Origin of the sequence: Salinisphaera sp. SPP-AMP-43 (assembly GCF_049568105.1) — a bacterium.
Taxonomy (GTDB): Bacteria; Pseudomonadota; Gammaproteobacteria; order Nevskiales; family Salinisphaeraceae; genus Salinisphaera.
Window position 1 is genome coordinate 3,349,362 of the sequence record NZ_CP145335.1, and the last position, 22,738, is coordinate 3,372,099.

Below are 22,738 nucleotides of genomic sequence, written 5' to 3' on the forward strand. Positions count from 1 at the left end.
AAGGCAGTGTTTTGCCCCTGGCCCGAGGCCAGTCAGATCTTGACCTCGAAGCCTTCAAACTGCGGCGGACCAAGATAGATGTCACGCCGCGCACCGGCGTTTTCATGGGCTTTGCGGAAAGCCTCGCTATGGGTCCAGGCCTCGAAGGCTTCACGGGAATCCCACTCGGAGTGCGAAGCGAACAGGGTATGGTCGTCGTGGCTTGGCCCCTGCAACAGGTTGAACTGGCGAAATCCGGGCACCTCTTCAAGGTGGGTTTCGCGCTGAGCCCAGATATCGACAAACTCGGCTTCGCAGCCCGGCTTGATCTTGAAACGGTTCATGGCAATAAACATGGTAATCGACCGATCGGATAAGGACCGGGTCGATTGTAGGCGGCTGCCGCCTCGGCCGATACCGCCTCGCTGATACACGCATGGCTGCTGTTCGGCGCCGACCGGCGTACAATTAAGACTTTAGTCGTAACCTGTCCGCCGCTTGCTCATACGCATCCTCGAAATCATCGTCCCCGTGTTCGGGGTTATCGGCGTCGGCTATTTTTACGGCCGCCGCTTCGCACCGAATGTACGCGACGCCAATGCCCTGAATATCACGATATTCACCCCGGCACTCATTTTCTATGCACTGACCGAGGAATCCGGTGGCCATCTGGCGCTCGGCCTGGCAGCCATTGGCGCCACCGTCATCGTATTCGGGGCCGGCCTGCTCGGCTGGCTCTGGACCCGGGTTACCAAGCGCAATGCGGCCGTCTACGTGCCGCCGATCATGTTTCCCAATCTCGGCAATCTTGGCCTACCCCTGGCCCATCTGGCGTTCGGCAACGAAGGCCTTGCGCTGATGGTGGTCCTCATGGTGGTCGAGAATACGCTGCAGTTCACCTTCGGACTCTGGGTGCTCGGCGAGCGCGTCTCGCCGCAGGCCCTGGCGCGCAACCCAATGCTGGTGGCCACCGCTGCCGGACTGATCTGCATGACCATGGACTGGCATGCCCCCCAGATGATCCTGCCAGCGATCAAGATGCTGGGCGAGGTCTCGATCCCGCTGATGCTGATCAGCCTAGGCGTTCGTTTGTCCGGCGGCACCCAGGGCCAGTGGAGTGCTGGCTTGGCCGGCGGACTGGCGGCGCCAGTATTCGGACTGGCGGTTGCTGCGCCGTTCGTCTGGCTGGTCCAGCCAGAACCTACTCTAGCGGCGTTACTGATCATATTCGGGGTCATGCCGCCGGCGGTACTCAACTACATGCTGGCAGAGATGTATGACGTCGAACCGCAACATGTTGCGGCGATCGTCGCAGTGGGCCATATGATCGCCCTTGCCGCGATCCCGATCACGCTGGCGTTCGTGCTATAGCAACACGCTCCCCTATCCACTCACGAGGCCGAACCATGCCTTTCGTCAACATCGCAATACTCAAGGGCCACGGCCGAGAATACGCTGAACGGGTCGCCGATTCCGTCAACGAGGCCGCCATCACTGCCCTCGATTTTCCTTTGGATGATCGCTATCAGCTGATCAGCGAGTTCGACTCCCATGCGCTGCAACTGCAAAAGCGCAGCGGCGACCGCGTCATGCTGCATCTGGTATTACGCTCGGGCAAGACCGATGCCCAGAAGAAGGCGTTCTATCGCCGCGTAACCGACAATCTGGCCACCAGCCCAGGCATCGATGCCCACAATGTCATGATAACCATGACCGAAAACAACGACATCGACTGGTCATTCGCGGATGGCAAGGCCAGCTTTTTCGAAGACTGAGCGCCGGGCCGACATCGCCCACAAAAAAGCCGGCCCATGGCCGGCTTTTTACTATCGCAGCGACTGATTCTGGCTAGCGATTGTGCGCATGGATGAAGGTCCAGTAGCCAAAAGCATTCACCGGTACCGACTCGACGACGTCGAGATCGGCCATGGCCAAGAAATCATCGAGCGGGAACGAGGGCCGGAACCCCACTAGCTTCGACAGCGGCGAGACCATGCGCTCGATCCGGGCCATCGGCCCTTTCTGACTGAAGTGGTTGACGATGAAAATCTCGCCCCCCGGCTTGCAGACGCGCTTCATCTCTTCGACGATCTTCTTCGGATCCGGTGCGACCGAGACCACATACATGGCCACGACCTTGTCGAAACTGTCGTCCGGATAATCGAGGGCCTGACCGTCCATGACCTGCAGCGTGATGCGATCGGCATTGCCGTTTACCCGCTTGCGGGCATGCTCGAGCATGTCGGGCGACACGTCGATGCCGACCACCTCCACGCCCTCGGCGTAGTGTTCGAGCGACAAACCGGTACCGACTCCAACTTCCAGAACCCGGTCACCGGCCTGGCAGTTCATCTTATGCACGGCAACCTGGCGTCCCTGCTCGAAGACCGGACCGAAGAAACGGTCATAGGTCCCCGACAGACGACGATAAGCGGTAACGACAGAACGTTCATCCATGGCGTGTGTTACCCGATGTTGCTCAGCGAGCGTTGGTCGAAAGCGGGTGGAGAATACGCCGATCTGCAGCCGGATACAAAATAACGCCGCCATCGACACCTGAAACAGCCTGCGCCGAGACCATACGGCGCAGGCCATGCCAATGGTTCGGCGTGTGTCGCCGAGCCGACTAGCCCTGGTCGCGCTTCCAGTTGATCAGACCGCCTGCGCGCAAGATTTCGATCTGGCGCTTCGAAAGCGCGTGCTTGCAGTCGATACTCCCACCATCTTCGGTCTCAACGGTCACTGTATCGCTGGAGGCCAACGCATCGTGCAGTCCGCTGAACTTGAGCTTCGATCCCTGCTTGAGCTTGTCCAGATCGTCGCCGTTAGCAAACGTCAGCGGCAGCACGCCGAAGTTGACCAGATTCGACCAGTGAATACGCGCATAGTCCTTGGCCAGCACAGCACGCAACCCGAGATAGCGCGGCGCGATCGCCGCATGCTCGCGGGAACTGCCCTGACCGTAGTTGGCGCCGCCCACGATCGCGTGATCGCCGGTCTTTTTGGCCCGGTCGGGATATTCCTTGTCGACCACGTCGTAGACGAAGTTCGCGATCTCGGGAATGTTCGAGCGATACGGCAGCACCTCAGCGCCGGCCCGCATGATCTCGTCGGTAGAGATATCGTCGCCCACCTTGAGCAGGATCGGCAGATCGAAGGCATCCGGGATGCCGTCGAAGTCCGGCAGCGATTTGATGTTCGGTCCCTTGACCAACTCAACTTTGCGCGCTTCCTCGAGCGGTAGCGGGTTTTCGAGCATATGGTCGTTGACCACCGGATCGGTCGGGTTGACGACCTTCGGATAGTCGAAGTCGAGGGTGCGCGGATCGGTGATCTTGCCCATCAATGCGCTGGCCACCGCGGTTTCGGGCGAGCACAGGAACACCGAGTCCTCGGGCGTGCCCGAGCGCCCCGGGAAGTTACGCGGGGTGGTCCGCAGGCTGTTGCGGCCATAAGCCGGTGCCTGACCCATGCCGATGCAACCGTTACAGCCGGCCTGGTGGATACGGGCCCCAGACGCAATCAGCTGGCCTAGGCGATCGTCGCGGGCCAACGTCTGCAGCATGGCGCGGGACGACGGGTTCACATCGAACGAGACTTCCTTGGATACGGTCCGGCCGCGAACCATCTCCGCGGCGATCGCGAAATCCCGATAGCCTGGATTGGCCGAGGAGCCAATGTAGGCCTGGTATAACTCGTCGCCAGCAATCTCCGAAACCGGCACAACATTGCCCGGCGACGTCGGCTTGGCGATCAGCGGCACCAGCTCCGACAGGTCGATCTCGTCGTGCTCGTCGTACTCACAGCCGTCATCGGCCAGCATCGGTTCGTATTCGTCTTCCCGGCCCTGGGATTTCATGAACCGCTTGATTTCGTCATCGGCCGGGAACACGGTCGTGGTCGCCCCGAGCTCAGCGCCCATATTGGCGATCACATGGCGATCCATCGCCTCCAGGTTGTCCAGCCCCGGACCGTAGTATTCGATCACCTTGCCGACCCCGCCGGAGACACCGTGCCGGCGCAGCATTTCGAGGATTACATCCTTGGCCGAGACCCAGTCGGGCAATTTGCCGGTGAGCTTGACCCCGAACACCTTGGGCATCTTGGTATAGAACGGCTCGCCGGCCATCGCCATAGCCACTTCCAGCCCGCCGGCACCAATCGCCAGCATGCCCAGCGAACCGCCAGCCGGGGTATGACTGTCGGAGCCGAGCAGCGTCTTACCCGGCCGACCCAGCCGCTCCATATGCACCGCATGCGAAATGCCGTTGCCCGGCCGCGAGAAATAAGCACCGAAGCGCTCGCAAGCCGACTGCAAGAACAGATGATCGTCCGGATTCTTGTTGTCTTCCTGGATCAGGTTGTGATCGACGTACTGCGCCGAAACTTCGGTTTTGACCCGGTCGAGCTCCATGGCCTCGAGCTCGAGCATCACCAACGTACCGGTCGCGTCCTGGGTCAGCGTTTGATCGATCTTGAGGGCGATCTCCTCACCCGGCGTCATCTCACCGTCGACCAGATGCGACTGGATGAGTTTCTGGGCAACGTTCTGTGCCATTACGGCCTCCATTAGTAGCTTGCCCACACTCTAGCCCTGCGCTGGGGCTTTCACAAAGTCGTTCGAATGGGAACGAAACCACCGCCTCAGCGCCAATTGCACTTGATTCTCATTTAAAAACACGCGTTCATGCGGTTTTCCGCCCCCCTCTCGCCATCCACGTGACATATGGTCTATTTTGATGGCGCTGAATCGAGGCACGGAATAATCGACCGTTGCATTTCCACGACCGATTTTCCTGTAAACTACATCGAACTGCCTGGACCGCCTGTGCATCGGTTTGACCGGTGGCGGCGTAGGATGGACTAGTAATTATGGATCCCGCAGCGCAAAACGCCGTTGTCATCTGGCCACTGATCCTGTTCGCAGCGGCGGCCTTCGGCTTGGTTTGTCTTATGCTCGGCATGTCTTACATGCTGGGGGGGCGTCACGATGAACGCCTGGGCAACCAGCCCTATGAATCGGGCATCAAGCCCACCGGCGGCGCGCGGATGCGCTTCTCCGCAAAGTTCTATCTGGTTGCGATTATTTTCGTACTGTTCGATCTAGAAATCGTGTTCGTATTTTCATGGGCCATCGCGGCCCCCGAACTCGGCTGGACCGGCTACGAAGCTTTTCTGAGCTTCCTGTTCGATCTCGCCTTGGGCTTGGCTTATGCATGGCGCGTTGGGGCCCTGGACTGGGCACCGCGAGCACCGCGTCAGTTCCGGTTGCACGCGATCGAGTCCAATCAGCGTCGCAACCTGCCCAGCGAACAGCATTAATCGGCTTCACGGCCTTAATTTGATTCAATCGGTAACGAGCCATGTCTTGGTCTCTCACCAGCGTTGACAAGAACCCGACTCCAGGCTCCGGCACGCCCGGGGACGATGGCGGCACGATCGAAGATGCGATCGCCCGCAACGTCGTCACGGCTAAGCTGGACGACATGATCGCCTGGGGGCGGAAAAACTCGCTCTGGCCTTTCAACTTCGGCCTATCCTGCTGCTATGTAGAAATGGCGACCGCCTTGACCGCGCCACACGATATGGCCCGGTTTGGCTCGGAAGTTATCCGAGCAACGCCGCGCCAGTCGGATGTGATGGTCGTGGCCGGCACCTGCTTTTTAAAGATGGCCCCGGTCATTCAGCGGCTCTATGAGCAGATGATGGAACCGCGCTGGGTCATTTCAATGGGCTCGTGTGCAAACTCGGGCGGCATGTACGACATCTATTCGGTGGTCCAGGGAGTCGATAAGTTCCTCCCGGTCGACGTCTATGTCTCAGGCTGCCCACCCCGGCCAGAAGCGTTCCTCGAGGGTCTGCTTCTGCTTCAGGAATCCATTTCGTCGGAAAAACGCCCGCTGTCCTGGATGATCGGGCCGCAGGGCGTAACCAAGGCACCGAAGCTTTCCCAGCGCGACAGTAAACGTTCGGATCGGCTTTCGGCGACCACCCTGCGCACTCCCGACGAAGTCTAGCGAGGACTGTCCGACGTAATGCTTGATACCGTAGACATCCAGCGTCAGCTGACCGAGCGCTTTGGCGAAAACACCCTCGTTCCGCAAATCACTGCGGACGGTATGCCGACTTTTTGGGTCGGCCGTGACCGGATCCTCGAGGTGCTGAAATATCTTCGCCAGGATTCTGCCCCGGCCTACCGCATGCTGTTCGATCTAACTGCGATCGACGAGCGCGCGCGCCACAATCGGCCCGGCCAACCCCTGTCCGACTTCACCGTGGTTTATCACCTGTTAAGCCTATCGCCGGTGGCCGAAATCCGCCTCAAGGTCGGGCTCACCGAGAGCGACCTGACCGCGCCCAGTGCAACCGGCATCTGGCCGAACGCGAACTGGTATGAGCGCGAAGTCTGGGACATGTTCGGTATCACCTTCGACGGGCATCCGAACCTGCGCCGAATCATGATGCCGCCGACCTGGAAAGGCCATCCGCTGCGCAAGGATCATTCGGCGCGTGCGACCGAGTTCGAGCCGCTGCATTTGGACCCCAAGCGTCAGGACATTGAAGAGGACGCCCTCCAGTTCAAGCCCGAAGACTGGGGCATGGAGCGCGAATCCGAGGACAACGAGTTCATGTTCCTCAACATGGGCCCGAACCATCCGTCGGTCCATGGGGTCTTCCGTATCGTGCTGCAACTGGACGGCGAAGAGATCGTCGGCGCAGTACCGGATATCGGCTACCACCACCGCGGTGCCGAGAAGATGGCCGAGCGCCAGTCCTGGCATACCTACATTCCGTACACCGATCGCGTCGACTATCTCGGCGGCGTGATGAACGAACTGCCTTATGTCCTGAACCTCGAGAAGGTGCTGGGCATCGAGGTGCCGGAACGGGTGAAAGTCGCCCGGGTGATGCTCTGCGAGTTCTTCCGCATTACCAGCCATCTGATGTTCTTTGGTACCTACGTCCAGGACATCGGCGCTATGAGCCCGATTTTCTGGATGTTTTCCGATCGGCAGAAAGCCTACGACGTGATCGAGGCGATCTGTGGCTTCCGTATGCATCCGGCATTTTTCCGGATCGGCGGCCTATCCATGGACCTGCCCAAGGGCTGGGATCGCAAGGTCCAGGAATTCCTCGACTGGTTCCCGGAGCGCCTGACCGAGTACAAAAAGGCGATGGCGCGCAATAGCATGCTGGTCGAGCGTTCCAAGCACATCGGCGCCTACTCCCAGGACGAGGCAATCGACTGGGGTATTACCGGCCCCGGGCTGCGTGCGACCGGCGTGGATTTCGATCTGCGCCGCGACCGCCCCTATTCGGGCTACGAAAAGTTCGATTTCGAAGTGCCGCTCGGGACCAACGGCGACTGCATGGACCGCCTCGACGTGCGCATCGAAGAAATGTTCCAGAGCTGCCGCATTATCGAGCAGTGCATGAACAACATGCCGGAAGGTCCCTACAAGGCCGACCACCCGCTGACCACGCCGCCGACCAAAGAGCGCACGATGCACGACATCGAAACGCTCATCGCGCACTTTTTGACGGTCAGCTGGGGCCCGGTAGTGCCGGCCATGGAGTCCTCGACCATGGTCGAGGCCACCAAGGGCCTGAACAGTTACTACTCCATTTCCGATAAAAACACGATGAGCTATCGAACGCGCATCCGTACCCCGAGCTTTGCCCATCTGCAGCAGATCCCGTTGATCTCGCAGGGCGGCTTGGTCGCGGATCTGGTCGCGATCATCGGCTCGATCGATTTCGTTATGGCAGACGTAGACCGATGATTGAGTTAAGCGAAGCCGAAATCGAGGCCATCCACCACGAGATGAGCCTTTACGAAGACTCGGGCGCTGCGACCATCGAGGCGCTCAAGGTTGTACAGGACCATCGCGGCTGGGTTTCGGACGAAGCGCTGGAGGCGGCTGCCAAGGTGGTCGGTGTCACGCCCACCCAGATGGAAGCGGTAGCCACTTTCTACAACCTGATCTTCCGCCAGCCGGTCGGCCGACATGTGATCATGCTCTGCGACTCGATTTCCTGCTATCTGGTCGGCTACGAACAGGTTCGCGACCATCTGAAGTCGACGCTCGGCATCGACTTCGGCCAGACCACCGAGGACGGTCGCTTCACGCTGCTGCCGATCTGCTGTCTGGGCGATTGCGACAAAGGTCCGGCCATGCGGGTCGGCGAGGTCTACCACGATCAACTCACCCCGGAACGGGTCGACGAGATCCTGGCGGAGTACAAGTAATGGAAGAGACGAAGGTACTGACCCAGCGCATTCGTCCCGACCGTTCGCCGGTCTGGATCGACGATTACATGGACCTGGGCGGCTATGAAGCGCTCAAGAGCGCGCTGGCCGACTACGCCCCGGCCGACGTCGGGCCGCTGATCAAGGAAGCCGGTCTACGTGGCCGCGGCGGCGCGGGGTTCCCGACCGGCGTGAAATGGTCATTCATGCCCCGCTTCGAAGACCGCCCCGAAGAGCGGCCCGCACATGTCTATCTTGTGGTCAACGCCGACGAGATGGAGCCGGGCACCTTCAAGGACCGGCTGATCATGGAAGGCGATCCGCACCAGCTGATCGAAGGCATGATCATCGCCGCCTATGCAATCGGCGCGGATACGGCCTATGTATTCCTGCGCGGCGAATACACCGAATGCCGGCGCCGTCTACAGCAGGCGATCGACGAAGCCCACGAAAAAGGCTTCCTCGGCGACAACATCCTGGATTCGGGCTTTTCGCTGAACCTGCACCTGCATATGAGCGCCGGGCGCTATATTTGCGGTGAAGAGTCGGCGCTACTGTCTGCTCTCGAAGGGCGTCGTGCGGTGCCGCGCCATAAGCCGCCCTTCCCGGCGGCTTCCGGCTTGTTCGGTCAGCCGACCACGGTTAACAACGTCGAGACCATCTGTAACGTACCGCACATCGTGAAAAACGGTGCCGAGTGGTACAAAGGGCTCGGCCTTAACAAGGACGGTGGCACCAAGCTGTTCGGCGCCTCCGGCCATGTCGCCAAACCGGGCCTGGCCGAGTTCCCGCTGGGCGTGAAGCTCGGCGACGTGCTCGAGCACTTCGGCGGCATCCGCGACGGCCGCAAGCTCAAGGGCCTGCTGCCCGGGGGCGGCTCGACGCCGTTTTTGACCCCGGAGCATCTCGACACGCCGATGGATTACGACGGCGTCGGCGCGGCGGGCTCGCGCCTCGGCACGGCGACCATGATCGTATTCGACGATCGGACCCCGATCGTCGGGGTACTAAAGAACCTCGAGCATTTCTATGCCCAGGAATCCTGCGGCTGGTGCACGCCTTGCCGCGATGGTCTGCCCTGGGTCGAAAAAATGCTGGTCAACCTCGAAGCGGGCAAAGGTCAGCCGGGCGACATCGAACTACTGGACCTGCACGTCAAACTGCTGGGTCCGGGCAAGACGTTCTGTGCCCACGCGCCCGGTGCGATGGGCCCGCTCGAAGCCGGTCTGAAGTACTACCGCGACGAGCTGTCCGCCCTCATCCCCGATGATGCGACACCCCTTTCGCGGACCCAAGCGGCCAACGCGAATCCTCTTTAAATAGCGCACGGTTAAGCCATGGCAACGATCACGATCGACGGTAAGGAATACGACGTCGACGACACCGAAAATCTGCTGGCCGTCGCCCTGTCCAAGGGCTTCGACCTGCCCTATTTCTGCTGGCATCCCGAACTGCATAGTGTCGGCGCCTGTCGTCAGTGCGCGGTCAAGTCGTATCGCAACGAAGAAGACGAACAGGGCATGATCGTCATGGCCTGCATGACGCCTTGTTCAGATGGCGGCCGCTTCGAAATCAATGACGAGCAAGCCGCGGAGATGCGAGCGCAGGTCATCGAATGGTTGATGATCAACCATCCGCACGACTGCCCGGTCTGCGAAGAAGGCGGTGAGTGTCATCTCCAAGACATGACACTGATGACCGGCCATACGCAGCGGCGCTATCGCGGCCCGAAGCGAACGCATAAGAATCAGGATCTAGGCCCGTTCATCTCACATGAGATGAATCGCTGTATCGCCTGCTATCGTTGCGTACGCTACTACCGCGACTATGCCGACGGCGACGACCTGCGCGCGCTCGGCTCGCACAACAACGTCTATTTCGGTCGGGAATCCGACGGTGCCTTCGAAAACGAATTTTCGGGCAACCTGGTCGAAGTCTGCCCGACCGGCGTGTTCACCGACAAGACGCTGGGCGCCCACTACAACCGTAAATGGGACATGCAGAACGCCCCCGGCATCTGCAGCCACTGTTCGCTCGGCTGTAACACCAGCCCCGGTTCGCGTCAGGGCATCTTGAAGCGCATCCAGAACCGTTTTCACGGCGAGATCAACCATTACTTCCTTTGCGACCGCGGCCGCTTCGGCGCCGGTTTCGTCAATCGCGAGGATCGGCCGCGCCAGCCGCTGGTGCGCAATGCCGACGGTATTCTCGAACCGCGCGAAATGGACGAGATGCACGACGTCATGCAGGACGTATTCGCTAACGCCAACGGCGTGGTCGGTGTCGGTTCGCCGCGTGCATCGCTAGAAGACAATTTCGCGCTGCGCCATCTGGTCGGAGCCGAGCACTTCACCAACGGCATGAGCGCGCCGGATTCGGCTGCCAGCGTGGCCGCACGTAAGGCGATTTCGGCCCATGCCGAGCGCCTGGCGACCCTGCGCGAGATCGAATCCTGCGACGCCGTGCTGGTGCTGGGCGAGGACGTCACCCAAACCGCGCCTCGTGTGGCCCTGTCGCTGCGCCAGGCACGACGCAACCGCCATCACGAACTGGCCGAAGCCAACAAGATTCCGAAATGGCATGCCCGTGCAGTGCGCGACATCGGCCAGTACAACAACAGCCCGATCTTTGCCGCCACTGCCCAGGCCACCAAGCTCGACGACATCGTCATGTCGCCCCAGCGCCTGCGCCCGGATGCGATCGCCGAGCTCGGCTTTGCCGTGGCCCACGCGCTGGATAACAACGCCCCCGAGGTCAAGCAGCTCGACAAGGACACCAAGGCCCTGGTCGATGCGATCGCCTCGACGCTCAAGGCAGCAAAAAAACCGCTAATCATCGCCGGCACAGGTCTGGGCGATCCCACGATCATCAAGGCAGCTGCCAACGCCACGCGGGCCCTGGCGGCGGTCAACGATGCCACGCGTCTGTTCGTCACCCTGTCCGAAGCCAATAGCCTCGGCATGGCAATGATGGAAGACCGGGATGTCGAGCACGCCCTGAGCGCCGTCGAAAACGGTTCGGCCGATACGCTGGTCGTGATGCAGAACTGCCTTTACGAGCGGGCGCCAAAAGAACGCATCGAGGCCGTGCTCAAAAAGGCCAAGAATGTCGTGGCCCTGGATCACAGCATGACCCGCACAGTGGGTGACGCCACGCACGTGCTGCCGGCCGGCAGCTTTGCCGAAGCCGACGGTACCTTGGTCAACAACGAAGGCCGTGCGCAACGTTTCTTCCAGGTCTTCATTCCCGATGCGCCGATGCAGGAAGGTTGGCGCTGGGCCGCGGATCTGGCCGAGGTCGCCGGTTACAAGCCGGATTGGATCGGCATGGACGATCTGATCGAAGCGATCGTGGCCGAATGTCCACAGTTCGCCGGCATCGAAGACGCTGCGCCCAGCCAGTCGTTCCGTAAGTTCGGCATGCGTTTCCCGCGCAGCCCGCATCGTTTCTCCGGCCGTACTGCAATGTACGCCAACGTCGACGTGCGCGAGAAACGCCCCGAAGTCGATGTCGACTCGCCGCTGGCCTATTCGATGGAAGGCTACTACGGCGAAGCTCAGCCGCCGTCGACTCTGGCCTATGCCTGGAGCCCAGGCTGGGATTCCAACCAGGCAGCGATCACTCGCTTCCAGGATGAGGTCGGCGGACATCTCAAGGGTGGCGACCCGGGCATTCGGCTGTTTAGCCCGGCGACCGAAACGGCTGATTTCTCGGCCGCCGAGGTCACCCCGGTGGCTGGCTGGCAGGCGGTGCCGATGCACCATATCTTCGGCAGCGAGTCCCAGTCGGCCCGGGCCCCGGCGATCGCCGAGCGCACGCCAGCGCCGGAGTTCCGGATGAACGCGGCCGCGGCCAAGGCCCTGGGCGTGACCGCCGGTGAATCGTTCGAACTGGCCGTGGACGGCGAAAGCCATGCCTTCCCGGTCGCCATCGATCCCAGTCTCCCCGACCAGACCATCGGCGTGCCGGTCGGCATGCACGGGGTCTGTGGACTGCGCCTGCCCGTGGAAGTCAAACCATGATCTTTGGAATTTCCGAGCACGAACTCTTTTCGATCGTCGGCATTGCGATCGGTACCATCATCACGCTGCTCGCCTGTGTGATCATGGCGGCGCTGATGATTCCCATCGAGCGCCGCCTGCTCGGCCTCTGGCAGGATCGGTACGGGCCGAACCGTGTAGGCCCGTTCGGCTCGCTGCAGGTGGTCGCGGACATGATCAAGATCTTCTTCAAGGAAGATTGGATCCCGCCGTTTGCCGACAAAGCCGTATTCGTTATCGCCCCGGCGATCATTATGTTCACCACTCTGATGGCGTTCGCGGTCATTCCGTTCACGGAATCTTGGACCGTCGCCAATCTCAACGTGGGCGTGTTGTTTTTGCTCGCGATGAGTTCGTTGGGGGTGTACTCGGTAATCTTCGCTGGCTGGGCCTCGGATAATAAATACGCCCTGCTCGGTGCGATGCGCACGGCCGCCCAGATGATCTCCTACGAGGTGTTCATGGGTCTGTCGCTGCTTGGTGTCGTCCTGCTGGCCGGCAGTTTTAGCCTGAACGAGATTGTCGAATCGCAGCGCGGCATGTGGAATGTCATTCCGCAATTCCCGGCGTTCGTGATTTTCTTTATCGCCGGCTGCGCCGAAATCCATCGCGCGCCGTTTGATTTGCCGGAAGCCGAACAAGAACTCACGGCCGGCTATCACACCGAATATTCCGGCATGAAGTTCGGCATGTTCTTCGTCGGCGAGTATCTGGGCATCGTGTTGATCTCTTGTTTGGTCACCACCCTGTTCTTCGGCGGCTGGCTCGGACCGTGGCTGCCCGGTTTCGTCTGGTTCTTCCTCAAGGCCTTCTTGTTCATGTGCTTCTTCATCCTGCTACGCGCGGCCACCGTGCGTCCGCGGTATGACCAGCTCATGGCCTTCGGCTGGAAGGTGCTGCTGCCGATCGCGCTGCTCAATCTGGCGATCACTGGCGCGATCGTCGTCGCACAGAGCTAGAACCGCTGCCTGCGACAGCAGGCTTCGGCCACAACGTGTTTGCAACGAGTCGTTTATGAAAAACGCCGCACAGAACGCTATTTCGGCCACGTCGAGCGTGCTTCGCACGATCGGCATGACCTTCATGCATTCCTTCCGCAAGCGGGATACGATCCTGTACCCGGAAGAAAAACCCTATCTACCACCGCGCTATCGCGGCCGTATCGTGCTGACCCGCGATCCGGACGGGGCCGAACGTTGCGTCGCCTGCAATCTGTGCTCGGTGGCCTGCCCGGTCGACTGCATCAGTGTGGTCAAGACCGAGGACGAAACCGGGCGTTGGTATCCGGAGAGTTTCCGGATCAACTTCTCGCGCTGCATCTACTGCGGTTACTGCGAGGATGCCTGCCCGACCTATGCGATCCAGCTGACCCCGGACTTCGAGATGGGCGAGTTCGATCGCCAGAACATGGTCTATGAGAAGTCGGATCTGCTGATCTCGGGCGTAGGCAAGCGGCCCGGCTACAACTTCTACCGGGTGGCCGGGATGGCCGTCGGTGGCAAGGACAAGGGCGAGGCTGAAAACGAAGCCGAGCCGATCGATATCAAAACCCTGCTCCCGTAAGAGAGGCCGTCGTGGAAATCGCATTCTTCATCGCCGGCGTCGTCGCACTCGCAGCCACTCTGCGAGTGATCACCTGTGTGAACGCCGTGCATGCCCTGCTGTATCTGATCTTGTCGCTGCTTGCTGTGGCGGTCGATTTCTATGCGTTGGGCGCGCCATTCGCCGCGACGCTCGAAGTCGTGGTCTATGCAGGCGCCGTCATGGTGCTGTTCGTGTTCGTGGTCATGATGCTCAATCTGAATACTGAGAGCATGGCCCGCGAGCGTCATTGGCTTCGACCCAAGCTGTGGATCAGCCCGTCGGTATTCGCCGCGATTCTGCTGATCACGATGGTCTGGGCCATGGTCAGCGGCGGGGGCATGGGCCGCATCGATGGCCAGCCGCTATCGGCCAACGCCGTCGGCTCGACTCTGTTCGGACCATATGTACTGGTGGTCGAACTCGCCGCCTTCCTACTGCTGGCTGCCCTCGTAGTTGCCGTACACATCGGCCGCGACGAACGCAACGAAGCCCGCTGGGAAGCCGAGCACGGCCGACGCGAGACCACCAAGGCAGGGGAATAATAATGACGGGACTACCGATCCAGTACGGCATGGGACTGGCCGCCTTGCTGTTCATCGCCGGCCTGACCGGGCTGGTGGTACGGCGCAATACGCTGTTCATTCTCATGTGCCTAGAAATCATGCTCAACGCCACCGGTCTGGCGTTCATCGTTGCCGGTGCACATTGGCAGGCCGCCGACGGTAACGTGATGTTCATTCTGATCATCACTCTGGCAGCCGCCGAGGCTTCTATTGGCCTGGGGCTGCTGCTTCAGCTGTACAAGCGTTTCCGCACGATCGACATCGATGCAGCCAGCGAGATGCACGGATGAGTCTTCTAGTTCTGACCCTGATTTTTCCGCTTGCCGGCGCTATCGCGCTGTCTCTGTTCCCGCGGATGGCCGATAATCCGGCCCGTACCATCGGCGCCGGCTCGGTCGGCCTGGCTGCAGCCTGTACTGCCCTCGTGATGATCTTCTGGGGTGCCAACGGGGGCTACCCGTTTGTACAGACGCTATGGCAATGGATCGCCGTTGGTGATTTCCAGGTCAACTTCGGCCTGTATCTCGATGGGCTGTCGATCACCATGCTGGGCGTGATTACGGGGGTCGGCTTCCTGATCCACCTGTTCGCAGCCTGGTACATGGTGCATGACCTGGAAGGCGCGCCGGGCATGGCCCGCTTCTTTGCCTACATGAACCTGTTCATCGTCGCCATGCTACTGCTGGTGCTCGGCGACAACCTGCTGTTGCTGTACCTCGGTTGGGAAGGTGTCGGCCTGTGCAGTTATCTGCTGATCGGCTACTACTACAAGACCCCGGCCAACGCCTGGGCCGCTTTCAAGGCCTTCGTCATTACCCGCATTGGTGACGTATTCCTGGCGATTGGCCTGTTTCTGCTGTATACGGTCTTCGGCACCCTCAACATCCAAACCCTGCTGCATGAAGCACCCCAGGTCTGGAGCCAGGGCGAGCCGATGGCCAATGTGGCCGCCGTACTACTGCTGCTCGGCGCCTGCGGCAAGTCCGCACAGCTGCCCCTGCAAACCTGGCTGGCCGATGCCATGGCCGGCCCCACGCCGGTCTCGGCGCTCATCCACGCGGCCACCATGGTGACCGCGGGTGTGTATCTGATCGCTCGTATGCACGGCATTTTCGAACTGGCGCCGCTGATTCAGGAGCTGGTCGGTGTCGTAGGTGGCGTCACGCTGCTGATCGCCGGCTTGGCGGCCACGGCCCAGACCGACATCAAACGCGTGATCGCCTATTCGACCATGAGCCAGATCGGCTACATGTTCCTGGCCCTCGGCGTAGGCGCCTGGCAGGCTGCGATCTTCCATCTGATGATCCATGCGTTCTTCAAGTCGCTGCTGTTCCTGACCGCGGGTTCGGTGATCATCGCCTGTCATCATGAGCAGGACATCTTCAAGATGGGTGGTCTACGCAAGACCCTGAAACTAGACTACTGGCTGATGATCATCGGCGGCTCGGCACTCGCGGCCCTGCCGATCGTGACCGCTGGTTTCTATTCCAAGGACGCCATTCTCTGGGAAGCGGTCGCCAACGGGCATGGCTGGCTGTGGCTGTTCGGCCTGGTCGGCGCGTTCATTACGTCGATCTATACATTCCGCATGATCTTCATCGTCTTCCACGGTGAGGAAAAGATTCATGCCCACCCGGGCCACGGTATCCCGCACCATCTACCGCTGGTGGTGCTCGGGGTGCTGTCGACCTTCGTTGGTGCGCTGATCTATCAGCCGCTGGACGGGGTCTTGCCCTCTGGCGCGGTCGAAGGCCATGGCTGGCTCGAGATCGTTTTCGAAGTGATCTCCAGCATCGTCGCCCTGGTCGGGCTTGGCGTCGCGGCGGCACTGTTTCTCGGCCGTCGCTCGCTTATCAAGCGCGCGGTGGCTCAAGGTCCTGGCGAAAGAGCCTGGCACTTTTTCAATGGTGCTCTGGGCTTTGACTGGCTGTACGACAAGGTCTTCGTTCAGCCTTATCTCATGATCGCTCGCGGCCATCGTCGCGACTGGATCGAGTCCATCGTCAACGTAGTACCCGGTCTGGTCTCGGTTGGTAATACCGGCCTGTCGGCGGTCCAGAGTGGCCGGCTGCGTTGGTACGCGATGGTCATGTTTGCCGGCGCGGTCGTGTTGTTGGCCGTGTTGATGTTCGGATAAGAAGGCGATTCGATGCTCCTTTGCTGGCTATTATTTATCCCCTTCATCGGCGGCGCGGCCTGCTGGCTCGTCGGTCGCGGCGATCGCGGTGGTAGCGCACCCCGCCTGATCGCGTTCGCGAGCATGCTGCTGGTGTTCATTCCGGCGCTGTGGCTATGGGCGACTGGCGACTATTCGCTGGCCGGCCTGGGCGGCGGCTCGCCGCAGTGGCAACGCGAGATCAGTGCGTCCTGGATCGCGCCCTTCGGTATCGACTTCCATCTGGCGATCGACGGGCTGTCGGTGATCATGGTGCTGCTGGCCAGTGTGCTGGGCATGCTGGCGGTCGCCTGCTCCTGGAGCCAAGTCACCGAGCGGGTTGGCATGTACCACATGAACCTCATGTGGACGCTCGGCGGCGTGATCGGGATCTTCCTGGCGATCGATCTGTTCCTGTATTTCTTCTTCTGGGAACTGATGCTGATCCCCATGTACTTCCTGATTGCCCTATGGGGCCACGGCGAGTACGAGCGGGCCGCGAATGTCCGGGCGGCGGTGAAGTTCTTCATCTATACCCAGGCCAGTGGCTTGCTGATGCTGGCCTCGATCCTGGGGCTGGTCTTCACCCACTATGCCCAGACCGGCGTGCTGACCTTCGACTACAACGCTCTGCTCGAAACCCAGCTCGGCGGTAGTCTCGGCATGGTTCTCATGCTTGGCTTTTTCATTGCCTTTGCAGTGAAACTGCCGGCCGTGCCTTTCCACGGCTGGCTCGCCGATGCCCAGGCTAATTCGCCGTCTTCGGGCGCGGTTGATTTGTCCGGGATCCTGGTCAAGACCGCGGCCTATGGTTTTCTGCGACTCGCCCTGCCGCTGTTTCCCGAATCCTCGGCCGCCTTTGCACCGATCGCGATGGCGCTGGGTGTGATCAGTGTTTACTACGGCGCGGTTATGGCATTTGCCCAGACCGACATGAAACGCCTGATCTCCTATGCCAGCATTTCGCATATGGGCTTCGTGCTGATCGGGCTATATGCCGGCACGCTGCTGGCCCTGCAGGGGGTGATGATTCAGGTGGTAGCTTCGGCGATCTCGACCGCGGCCCTGTTCATTCTCTCGGGCCAGCTCTACGAGCGCATGGGCACCCGCGACATGCGTCAACTCGGGGGGCTATTCGGCCGTCTCGGTGCCCTGCCCGGCTTTGCGCTGGTGTTCGTGGTTGCCACTCTGGGTATGCCGGCTACCGCCAACTTCGTCGGCGAATTCCTGATTCTGTTCGGCGCCTTCGGCGACTGGCCGTGGGTCGTGGTGATCGCCTCGGGCGGCATGATCTTGGCTGCCGTCTATGCGTTGTACCTGATGCATCAGGTGTACTGGGGCACCCCGACGAGCGACGACACCATCGCCCGCATGAGTGCGCGCGAGTACGTCATCATGATGACACTGGTCGTGATCACGCTGATCGTCGGTCTGTTCCCGCAGACTGTGCTTTCGGTCTCTCAGACAAGCATGACCGAAGTCTCTCACTGGTTCGCCACGGGGCTTAGCGCCTCCTCGGCACGTTAAGCGATAGCTGACATGAACGACACCTGGAACCAACTGGTCGCGGTACTACCGCCGCTTTTTGCCTGCCTCGCCATCATCGGCGTGTTCGCAGCGATTATTATCAAGCGCAGCCATACCACCGCGGCCGCCATCACTGTCGCCGGTCTCAATCTGGCGCTGGTCTCGCTGCTGGGCGTGCTCGCGGTCACACCGATTCAGGTGACGCCGCTGTTCGTCATCGACAACTACGCGGTGTTTTTCTGGGCGGTGGTACTGGTGGCCGGTTTGGCGACCTGCACCTTCGCCTATCCGTACCTGTCTCGATTGGACGATCACTGCGACGAGTTCTATATCCTGCTGGCCTCGTCGGTGCTCGGCGCGATGGCGTTGATCGCGAGCCGCCATTTCGCGTCCCTGTTCATTGGCCTGGAAATGCTCTCGGTCCCGCTGTACGGCATGGTCGCCTACACCTACCGGGAGCGGATGTCGCTCGAGGCCGGATTCAAGTACATGATCCTCTCGGGGGCGGCATCATCGTTCCTCCTGTTCGGCATGGCGCTGTTGTATGCCGCTTCGGGGCATCTCACCTATGAAGGTTTGATCGCTGCCGTTGGACTCGGTGATACAGCTCACGCCTGGATCCTGATGGGCGTTGGCATGATGTTGGTCGCCCTAACCTTCAAACTGTCGCTGGTGCCATTCCACGTCTGGACACCAGACGTTTACGAAGGCGCGCCAGCACCGGTCGCTACCTTCCTGGCCACGGTTAGCAAGGCAGCCGTATTCGCTCTGTTGATGCGCTTTTTTGTTCTGGCGCCGGTAACCGACAACGAATGGCTGCTGACGCTGATCGGCGTCATCGCATTTTTGTCGATGTTCGCCGGCAACCTGCTGGCACTGCGTCAGACCAATATCAAGCGGCTGCTCGGCTATTCCTCGATTGCGCATCTCGGCTATCTGCTGACCGCGATCGTGGCCGGGACCCAACTGTCGGTGGAGGCTGTAGGCGTTTATCTCGCGACCTATGTGGGCACCACCCTCGGCGCCTTCGGTATCGTAAGCTTGATCTCCAGCCCGTTCGACGGCCGCGACGCCGCCGATCTGGATCACTACCGTGGCCTGTACTGGAAGCGTCCGGTGCTCGCAGTAGCCATGGCCATCATGATGCTGTCGCTGGCGGGCATCCCGCTGACCATGGGCTTCATCGGCAAGTTCTATATCCTGTCGGTCGCCATGGCCAGCCAGCTCTGGTGGCTGGTTGCGGCCATCATCATCGGCAGCGCCATCGGCCTGTTCTACTATCTGCGGGTGATGGCTCTGCTATTCATGGAACGGCCCAGCACGGCTCGCGAGCCGGTCAGCGGTGGGTTTGCCCAGAGCGCCGGCGCGGTCGTGATCTGGCTGCTGGCCGCGGCGACGATCATCGTCGGTATCTATCCGACCTGGCTGATCGACATGGTTGGCGCATCGAGCATCGTCGGCATCGGCTGACCCGACCGCCTCGTTCATCGCCGTACGAAAAACGCCCGCATCCGCGGGCGTTTTTTTTATCTACACCAGGGCTGTACAGCGCCGCCCTGCCCAGGCGGCAGGACTATTCGGGATTGATCGGACAACGGCCGCTTAGCCTACAGGCCGCGCTGCTAGCCAAGCCTCCCAGCGTCTCGGACGTGTCTACGCCAAGCCGGCCGAGGCTCGCCTGTCTTCTACGCCGATCCGACTGTCGAGCACAGAGGGCTTCCTGAGCGTTCGTGCCAAGGTCTGTTTAGCTGCAAGCCGAGGCGCCGCGAGCATAGCGTCATCCAACATCAGCAAAACAGCAACGCTGGATGGCGGCCCAACAGGCTTCGTTTCCGAAGGATTGTGCCCCAAATCCAACTGCTTCGGGCCGCGTTTCACGCCTTGATCGTGGCACGCCCAGAACCCGAACCGGCAGCTCGTGCCTCGCGCGTCACGGTTTGGGCCGGCAACACAGCGCCCGGACAAAACCTCGATCTCCCTAGAGCGCCTCGTCGCAAGACGCACTAACTCAAAGAGCCGAACATCAGATCCGGACCATAGCCCCGGGATTGAGTCGATTATGCGGATCGAAAGCCGCTTTGACTGCGCGCAGCATATCGATTTCCACGGCCGGCTTGAGGCGCACGATCTCATCGACCTTGAGCCGCCCTACGCCGTGCTCGGCTGCGATCGAGCCCCGCATGGCGGCGACCCGGTCATGAACCCGTCGATGCAATTCCACTTCGAAGGTACGGAAATCGGCATCGCTCATGGCCCGCGGCCGGCTGAGGTTGAAGTGCAGATTGCCGTCACCGACATGGCCGAAAATACAGGGACGAATCTCGGGCACGAGCTGGTACAGCCGCGGCACCACATCCGCGATGAAAGCCGGCAGCTTGGATACCGGCAATGCGATATCGTGTTTGATCGAAGCCCCGGCCGCTGTCTGTGCTGGTGGGATCGATGTTCGGAGCGCCCACAGTCGATCCATCTCGGTGGCATCGTCGGTTAGTCGATATTCGACGATCGCACCCTCAGCTGCGGCCGTGGCCAACGTGTCGTCGCAGATCGTGCATAACCAATCGCCGCGAGCCGAAACCGCGACTTCAACCAATAGATACCAGGGCATCTCCCGGGTGACCGGCACTTCGAGTTGTTCGGCATAGTCACAGGCGAAATCAAGCGCCTGGGCCGAGATCAGTTCACAGCCCACCACGTGTTGCCCTGTGGCACGCCGCAGCTGCGACTGCAAGGCCACCGCGGCATCCACATCGTTTAAGGCGCAGAACGCCACGGCACGCTGCTGCGGCGGATCGGCGAGTTCCAGTACCGCCGCCGTGATGATGCCGAGCGTACCTTCCGAACCGACGAACAGATCGTTGAGATCATAGCCACTGTTGTCCTTCCGCAGTCCACTGAGGTTCTCCCAGACTCGGCCGTCAGCCAATACCACTTCCAGCCCCAGCACCAGATCGCGGGTATTGCCGTAATAGACGACATTCAGCCCGCCGGCGTTGGTCGCCAGGTTACCGCCGATACAACACCGCTCACGAGAGGCCAGCTGGATCGGCAGGTAGAAGCCCGCGGCTTCGGCCGCGCGTTGGGCATCGGCCAGTGTGCAGCCAGCTTCGACCGTCATCGTGGCATTAGCCACATCGATCTCGCGTACTTGATCGAGCCGTTCGAGGTTGAGCACCACCTGCCGGCGTGGATCGTCGGCTGCCGAACCGCCTACCGTGCCGGTATTGCCAGCCTGGGGCACGAGTGCTGCGTTATGCGCGGCTGCGGTGGCTACAACATGGGCTACGTCATCGACGCTACCCGGTCGTACCACCGCGGCCGCCCGTGGCTCGAAAGCGCCCCGCCATTCGGTGAGATAAGACGCCATATCACGGTCGCGGACCAGAACCTGGTCCGCGCCCACCACCTCGGTCAGCGCTTCGATGAGAGCTAACTCATATGCCATGCTCAACGCCCAACCAGATCGTCGAGTGCGGCCTTCAATTCGGTGAACTTGAAGCGGTAACCGGCGGTTTCCAGCGCACTCGGCACCGCCCGCTGGCCGGTCAGTAGCAGATGCGCCATCTCGCCGAGCATGGTCTTGAGTACGGGCCCGGGCACCCAGGCAAACGAGGGCCGATTGAGTACACCCGCCAGGGTTTTGGTGAACTCGCGGTTGCTCACCGGGTTCGGCGCGGACAGGTTGAACGGCCCCGAAGCTTGGTCGTTGTCGATCAAAAACCGGATCGCACCGACTTCGTCGTCGATATGAATCCAGGGCATGTATTGGCGCCCGGAGCCAAAGCGCCCCCCCACGCCCAGTTTGAACGGCGTGATCATCTGCGCGAGCGCGCCCTCGCGCGCACCCAGTACGATCCCGGTCCGGAGCCGGCATACCCGCACCCCGTAATCCTCAGCCTTACGCGCTTCGGCTTCCCAATCGGCACACAGGTGCGACTGGAACTCATCAGCCGGCGCCTTGCTCTCATCCAGAATTTCATCGCCGCGGGCGCCGTAGTAGCCCACCGCCGAGCCGCTGATCAGCACCTCGGGTTTGGACGTACATTCGCCGATAAACGCGACTAGATCACGAGTAATTCGCAGCCGACTGTCGCGCATCTCGCGCTTGCGCTGCTCGGTCCAGCGGCCGGCGGCCAGATTCTCACCGGCCAGATTGATGGCCACCTGCGGCTCGCTGGCCTCGCCGAGCGACTCGATCGGCCGGACACTGGCCGGCAGCCGCTCCCGCGCATGCCGAGCATTGCGCGTCAGCACCTCAACCTGCCAGCCGCTGGCCAACAGATCCGGGATCAAATGGCGGCCAATAAAGCCGGTGCCGCCGGTTACCAGTACGTTATTCATAGTGCGCCGCTCTCAACAGGGAAAATGCCACCTGACACCAACTTCTAGAGTGCCTGATTCAACCCTACGAGATTAAGCGGCTTTCAGACCCGGCGCATACGGCGAGCCGGGCGACCGAGGCCGGTTTCGAGCCGCTGGGCCGCCGCCCTTCAACCGCCGACACCCGACAAGGCGCACCGAGGCCAACGCCCGGGTCCAACGGATACGGCGAATAGGCGCAGCAGCCCACCTCGCGCCGTTCTGCGCCAGCCGTTGCCGGCCCAATCGTGGCACCGACGGCTGGGCGCCGCGGTCAATC

At 61.1% G+C, this 22,738-nt stretch carries 20 protein-coding genes; 15 read left to right on the forward strand and 5 right to left on the reverse strand.

Annotated features, from left to right (window positions below):
* Nucleotides 1-32: 32 nt before the first annotated feature.
* Nucleotides 33-335 (reverse strand): antibiotic biosynthesis monooxygenase family protein, encoded by a 303-nt coding sequence (locus V5738_RS14345; RefSeq protein ID WP_423821500.1) that lies wholly within the window; start codon nt 333-335, stop codon nt 33-35.
* Between the two features lie 142 nt (nt 336-477).
* Here V5738_RS14345 and V5738_RS14350 point away from each other — a divergent pair, with 142 nt between their 5' ends.
* On the forward strand, nt 478-1,350 hold the full coding sequence (locus tag V5738_RS14350) for an AEC family transporter (RefSeq protein ID WP_423821501.1): 873 nt from the start codon (nt 478-480) through the stop codon (nt 1,348-1,350).
* A gap of 35 nt (nt 1,351-1,385) precedes the next feature.
* Nucleotides 1,386-1,754, forward strand: coding sequence for a tautomerase family protein (locus V5738_RS14355; RefSeq protein WP_423821502.1), 369 nt, complete (start codon nt 1,386-1,388; stop codon nt 1,752-1,754).
* 73 nt (nt 1,755-1,827) lie between these two features.
* On the opposite strand, the gene V5738_RS14360 is transcribed toward V5738_RS14355, so the two are convergent.
* Together V5738_RS14360 and V5738_RS14365 are read right to left on the reverse strand one after the other, a co-directional pair.
* Entirely contained in the window at nt 1,828-2,436 is a 609-nt protein-coding gene (locus V5738_RS14360; protein ID WP_423821503.1) for a class I SAM-dependent methyltransferase, read from the reverse strand.
* A gap of 169 nt (nt 2,437-2,605) precedes the next feature.
* Nucleotides 2,606-4,537, reverse strand: coding sequence for an aconitate hydratase (locus V5738_RS14365; RefSeq protein WP_423821504.1), 1,932 nt, complete (start codon nt 4,535-4,537; stop codon nt 2,606-2,608).
* A gap of 314 nt (nt 4,538-4,851) precedes the next feature.
* Between V5738_RS14365 and V5738_RS14370 the strand changes: the two genes are divergently transcribed.
* The 13 genes from V5738_RS14370 to nuoN all read left to right on the forward strand — a co-directional run bounded on the left by V5738_RS14370 (nt 4,852) and on the right by nuoN (nt 19,569).
* Nucleotides 4,852-5,301, forward strand: a complete 450-nt coding sequence (locus tag V5738_RS14370; protein ID WP_423821505.1) for an NADH-quinone oxidoreductase subunit A — start codon at nt 4,852-4,854, stop codon at nt 5,299-5,301.
* A 41-nt stretch (nt 5,302-5,342) separates the two neighbouring features.
* On the forward strand, nt 5,343-5,996 hold the full coding sequence (locus V5738_RS14375) for an NADH-quinone oxidoreductase subunit B (protein WP_423821506.1): 654 nt from the start codon (nt 5,343-5,345) through the stop codon (nt 5,994-5,996).
* Nucleotides 5,997-6,014: 18 nt separating this feature from the next.
* Complete coding sequence (nuoC, locus tag V5738_RS14380; protein ID WP_423821507.1) at nt 6,015-7,763, forward strand: NADH-quinone oxidoreductase subunit C/D; 1,749 nt, start codon at nt 6,015-6,017, stop codon at nt 7,761-7,763.
* The gene (gene nuoE, locus V5738_RS14385) at nt 7,760-8,230 is read left to right on the forward strand and encodes an NADH-quinone oxidoreductase subunit NuoE (RefSeq protein WP_423821508.1); all 471 of its coding nucleotides are present in this window, start codon (nt 7,760-7,762) and stop codon (nt 8,228-8,230) included. The genes nuoC and nuoE overlap by 4 nt, the downstream gene beginning before the upstream one ends.
* Complete coding sequence (gene nuoF, locus V5738_RS14390) at nt 8,230-9,549, forward strand: NADH-quinone oxidoreductase subunit NuoF (protein ID WP_423821509.1); 1,320 nt, start codon at nt 8,230-8,232, stop codon at nt 9,547-9,549. The genes nuoE and nuoF overlap by 1 nt, the downstream gene beginning before the upstream one ends.
* 18 nt (nt 9,550-9,567) lie before the next feature.
* On the forward strand, nt 9,568-12,252 hold the full coding sequence (gene nuoG / locus V5738_RS14395; protein ID WP_423821510.1) for an NADH-quinone oxidoreductase subunit NuoG: 2,685 nt from the start codon (nt 9,568-9,570) through the stop codon (nt 12,250-12,252).
* The gene (gene nuoH / locus V5738_RS14400; protein ID WP_423821511.1) at nt 12,249-13,229 is read left to right on the forward strand and encodes an NADH-quinone oxidoreductase subunit NuoH; all 981 of its coding nucleotides are present in this window, start codon (nt 12,249-12,251) and stop codon (nt 13,227-13,229) included. The genes nuoG and nuoH overlap by 4 nt, the downstream gene beginning before the upstream one ends.
* A gap of 115 nt (nt 13,230-13,344) precedes the next feature.
* Nucleotides 13,345-13,833: an NADH-quinone oxidoreductase subunit NuoI gene (gene nuoI / locus V5738_RS14405; RefSeq protein WP_423824187.1), complete on the forward strand. Its 489-nt coding sequence runs from the start codon at nt 13,345-13,347 to the stop codon at nt 13,831-13,833.
* Nucleotides 13,834-13,844: 11 nt separating this feature from the next.
* Nucleotides 13,845-14,396 (forward strand): NADH-quinone oxidoreductase subunit J, encoded by a 552-nt coding sequence (gene nuoJ, locus V5738_RS14410; protein ID WP_423821512.1) that lies wholly within the window; start codon nt 13,845-13,847, stop codon nt 14,394-14,396.
* A gap of 2 nt (nt 14,397-14,398) precedes the next feature.
* The gene (gene nuoK, locus V5738_RS14415) at nt 14,399-14,707 is read left to right on the forward strand and encodes an NADH-quinone oxidoreductase subunit NuoK (protein ID WP_423821513.1); all 309 of its coding nucleotides are present in this window, start codon (nt 14,399-14,401) and stop codon (nt 14,705-14,707) included.
* Nucleotides 14,704-16,554 carry an NADH-quinone oxidoreductase subunit L gene (gene nuoL, locus V5738_RS14420; protein WP_423821514.1) on the forward strand — a complete coding sequence of 617 codons (1,851 nt, stop codon included), beginning with the start codon at nt 14,704-14,706 and terminating at the stop codon, nt 16,552-16,554. The genes nuoK and nuoL overlap by 4 nt, the downstream gene beginning before the upstream one ends.
* 12 nt (nt 16,555-16,566) lie before the next feature.
* Complete coding sequence (nuoM, locus tag V5738_RS14425) at nt 16,567-18,099, forward strand: NADH-quinone oxidoreductase subunit M (RefSeq protein WP_423821515.1); 1,533 nt, start codon at nt 16,567-16,569, stop codon at nt 18,097-18,099.
* A 12-nt stretch (nt 18,100-18,111) separates the two neighbouring features.
* Nucleotides 18,112-19,569, forward strand: coding sequence for an NADH-quinone oxidoreductase subunit NuoN (gene nuoN, locus V5738_RS14430; protein WP_423821516.1), 1,458 nt, complete (start codon nt 18,112-18,114; stop codon nt 19,567-19,569).
* 553 nt (nt 19,570-20,122) lie between these two features.
* Here the strand turns inward: nuoN and V5738_RS14435 are convergent.
* Both V5738_RS14435 and V5738_RS14440 read right to left on the reverse strand, forming a co-directional pair.
* Nucleotides 20,123-21,544 (reverse strand): FAD-binding oxidoreductase, encoded by a 1,422-nt coding sequence (locus V5738_RS14435; protein WP_423821517.1) that lies wholly within the window; start codon nt 21,542-21,544, stop codon nt 20,123-20,125.
* 2 nt (nt 21,545-21,546) lie between these two features.
* Nucleotides 21,547-22,440 (reverse strand): TIGR01777 family oxidoreductase, encoded by an 894-nt coding sequence (locus V5738_RS14440; protein WP_423821518.1) that lies wholly within the window; start codon nt 22,438-22,440, stop codon nt 21,547-21,549.
* Nucleotides 22,441-22,738: the final 298 nt, after the last annotated feature.

What these genes read in the sequence shown, in the direction of transcription:
- V5738_RS14435 (WP_423821517.1), bottom strand. Translation starts at nt 21,544, where the DNA reads ATGGCATATGAGTTAGCTCTCATCGAAGCGCTGACCGAGGTGGTGGGC.
- nuoF (WP_423821509.1), top strand. Translation starts at nt 8,230, where the DNA reads ATGGAAGAGACGAAGGTACTGACCCAGCGCATTCGTCCCGACCGTTCG.
- V5738_RS14360 (WP_423821503.1), bottom strand. Translation starts at nt 2,436, where the DNA reads ATGGATGAACGTTCTGTCGTTACCGCTTATCGTCGTCTGTCGGGGACC.
- nuoL (WP_423821514.1), top strand. Translation starts at nt 14,704, where the DNA reads ATGAGTCTTCTAGTTCTGACCCTGATTTTTCCGCTTGCCGGCGCTATC.
- nuoI (WP_423824187.1), top strand. Translation starts at nt 13,345, where the DNA reads ATGACCTTCATGCATTCCTTCCGCAAGCGGGATACGATCCTGTACCCG.
- nuoM (WP_423821515.1), top strand. Translation starts at nt 16,567, where the DNA reads ATGCTCCTTTGCTGGCTATTATTTATCCCCTTCATCGGCGGCGCGGCC.
- nuoC (WP_423821507.1), top strand. Translation starts at nt 6,015, where the DNA reads ATGCTTGATACCGTAGACATCCAGCGTCAGCTGACCGAGCGCTTTGGC.
- V5738_RS14365 (WP_423821504.1), bottom strand. Translation starts at nt 4,537, where the DNA reads ATGGCACAGAACGTTGCCCAGAAACTCATCCAGTCGCATCTGGTCGAC.
- V5738_RS14370 (WP_423821505.1), top strand. Translation starts at nt 4,852, where the DNA reads ATGGATCCCGCAGCGCAAAACGCCGTTGTCATCTGGCCACTGATCCTG.
- nuoE (WP_423821508.1), top strand. Translation starts at nt 7,760, where the DNA reads ATGATTGAGTTAAGCGAAGCCGAAATCGAGGCCATCCACCACGAGATG.
- V5738_RS14440 (WP_423821518.1), bottom strand. Translation starts at nt 22,440, where the DNA reads ATGAATAACGTACTGGTAACCGGCGGCACCGGCTTTATTGGCCGCCAT.
- nuoG (WP_423821510.1), top strand. Translation starts at nt 9,568, where the DNA reads ATGGCAACGATCACGATCGACGGTAAGGAATACGACGTCGACGACACC.
- V5738_RS14345 (WP_423821500.1), bottom strand. Translation starts at nt 335, where the DNA reads ATGTTTATTGCCATGAACCGTTTCAAGATCAAGCCGGGCTGCGAAGCC.
- V5738_RS14355 (WP_423821502.1), top strand. Translation starts at nt 1,386, where the DNA reads ATGCCTTTCGTCAACATCGCAATACTCAAGGGCCACGGCCGAGAATAC.
- nuoH (WP_423821511.1), top strand. Translation starts at nt 12,249, where the DNA reads ATGATCTTTGGAATTTCCGAGCACGAACTCTTTTCGATCGTCGGCATT.
- V5738_RS14375 (WP_423821506.1), top strand. Translation starts at nt 5,343, where the DNA reads ATGTCTTGGTCTCTCACCAGCGTTGACAAGAACCCGACTCCAGGCTCC.
- nuoK (WP_423821513.1), top strand. Translation starts at nt 14,399, where the DNA reads ATGACGGGACTACCGATCCAGTACGGCATGGGACTGGCCGCCTTGCTG.
- nuoN (WP_423821516.1), top strand. Translation starts at nt 18,112, where the DNA reads ATGAACGACACCTGGAACCAACTGGTCGCGGTACTACCGCCGCTTTTT.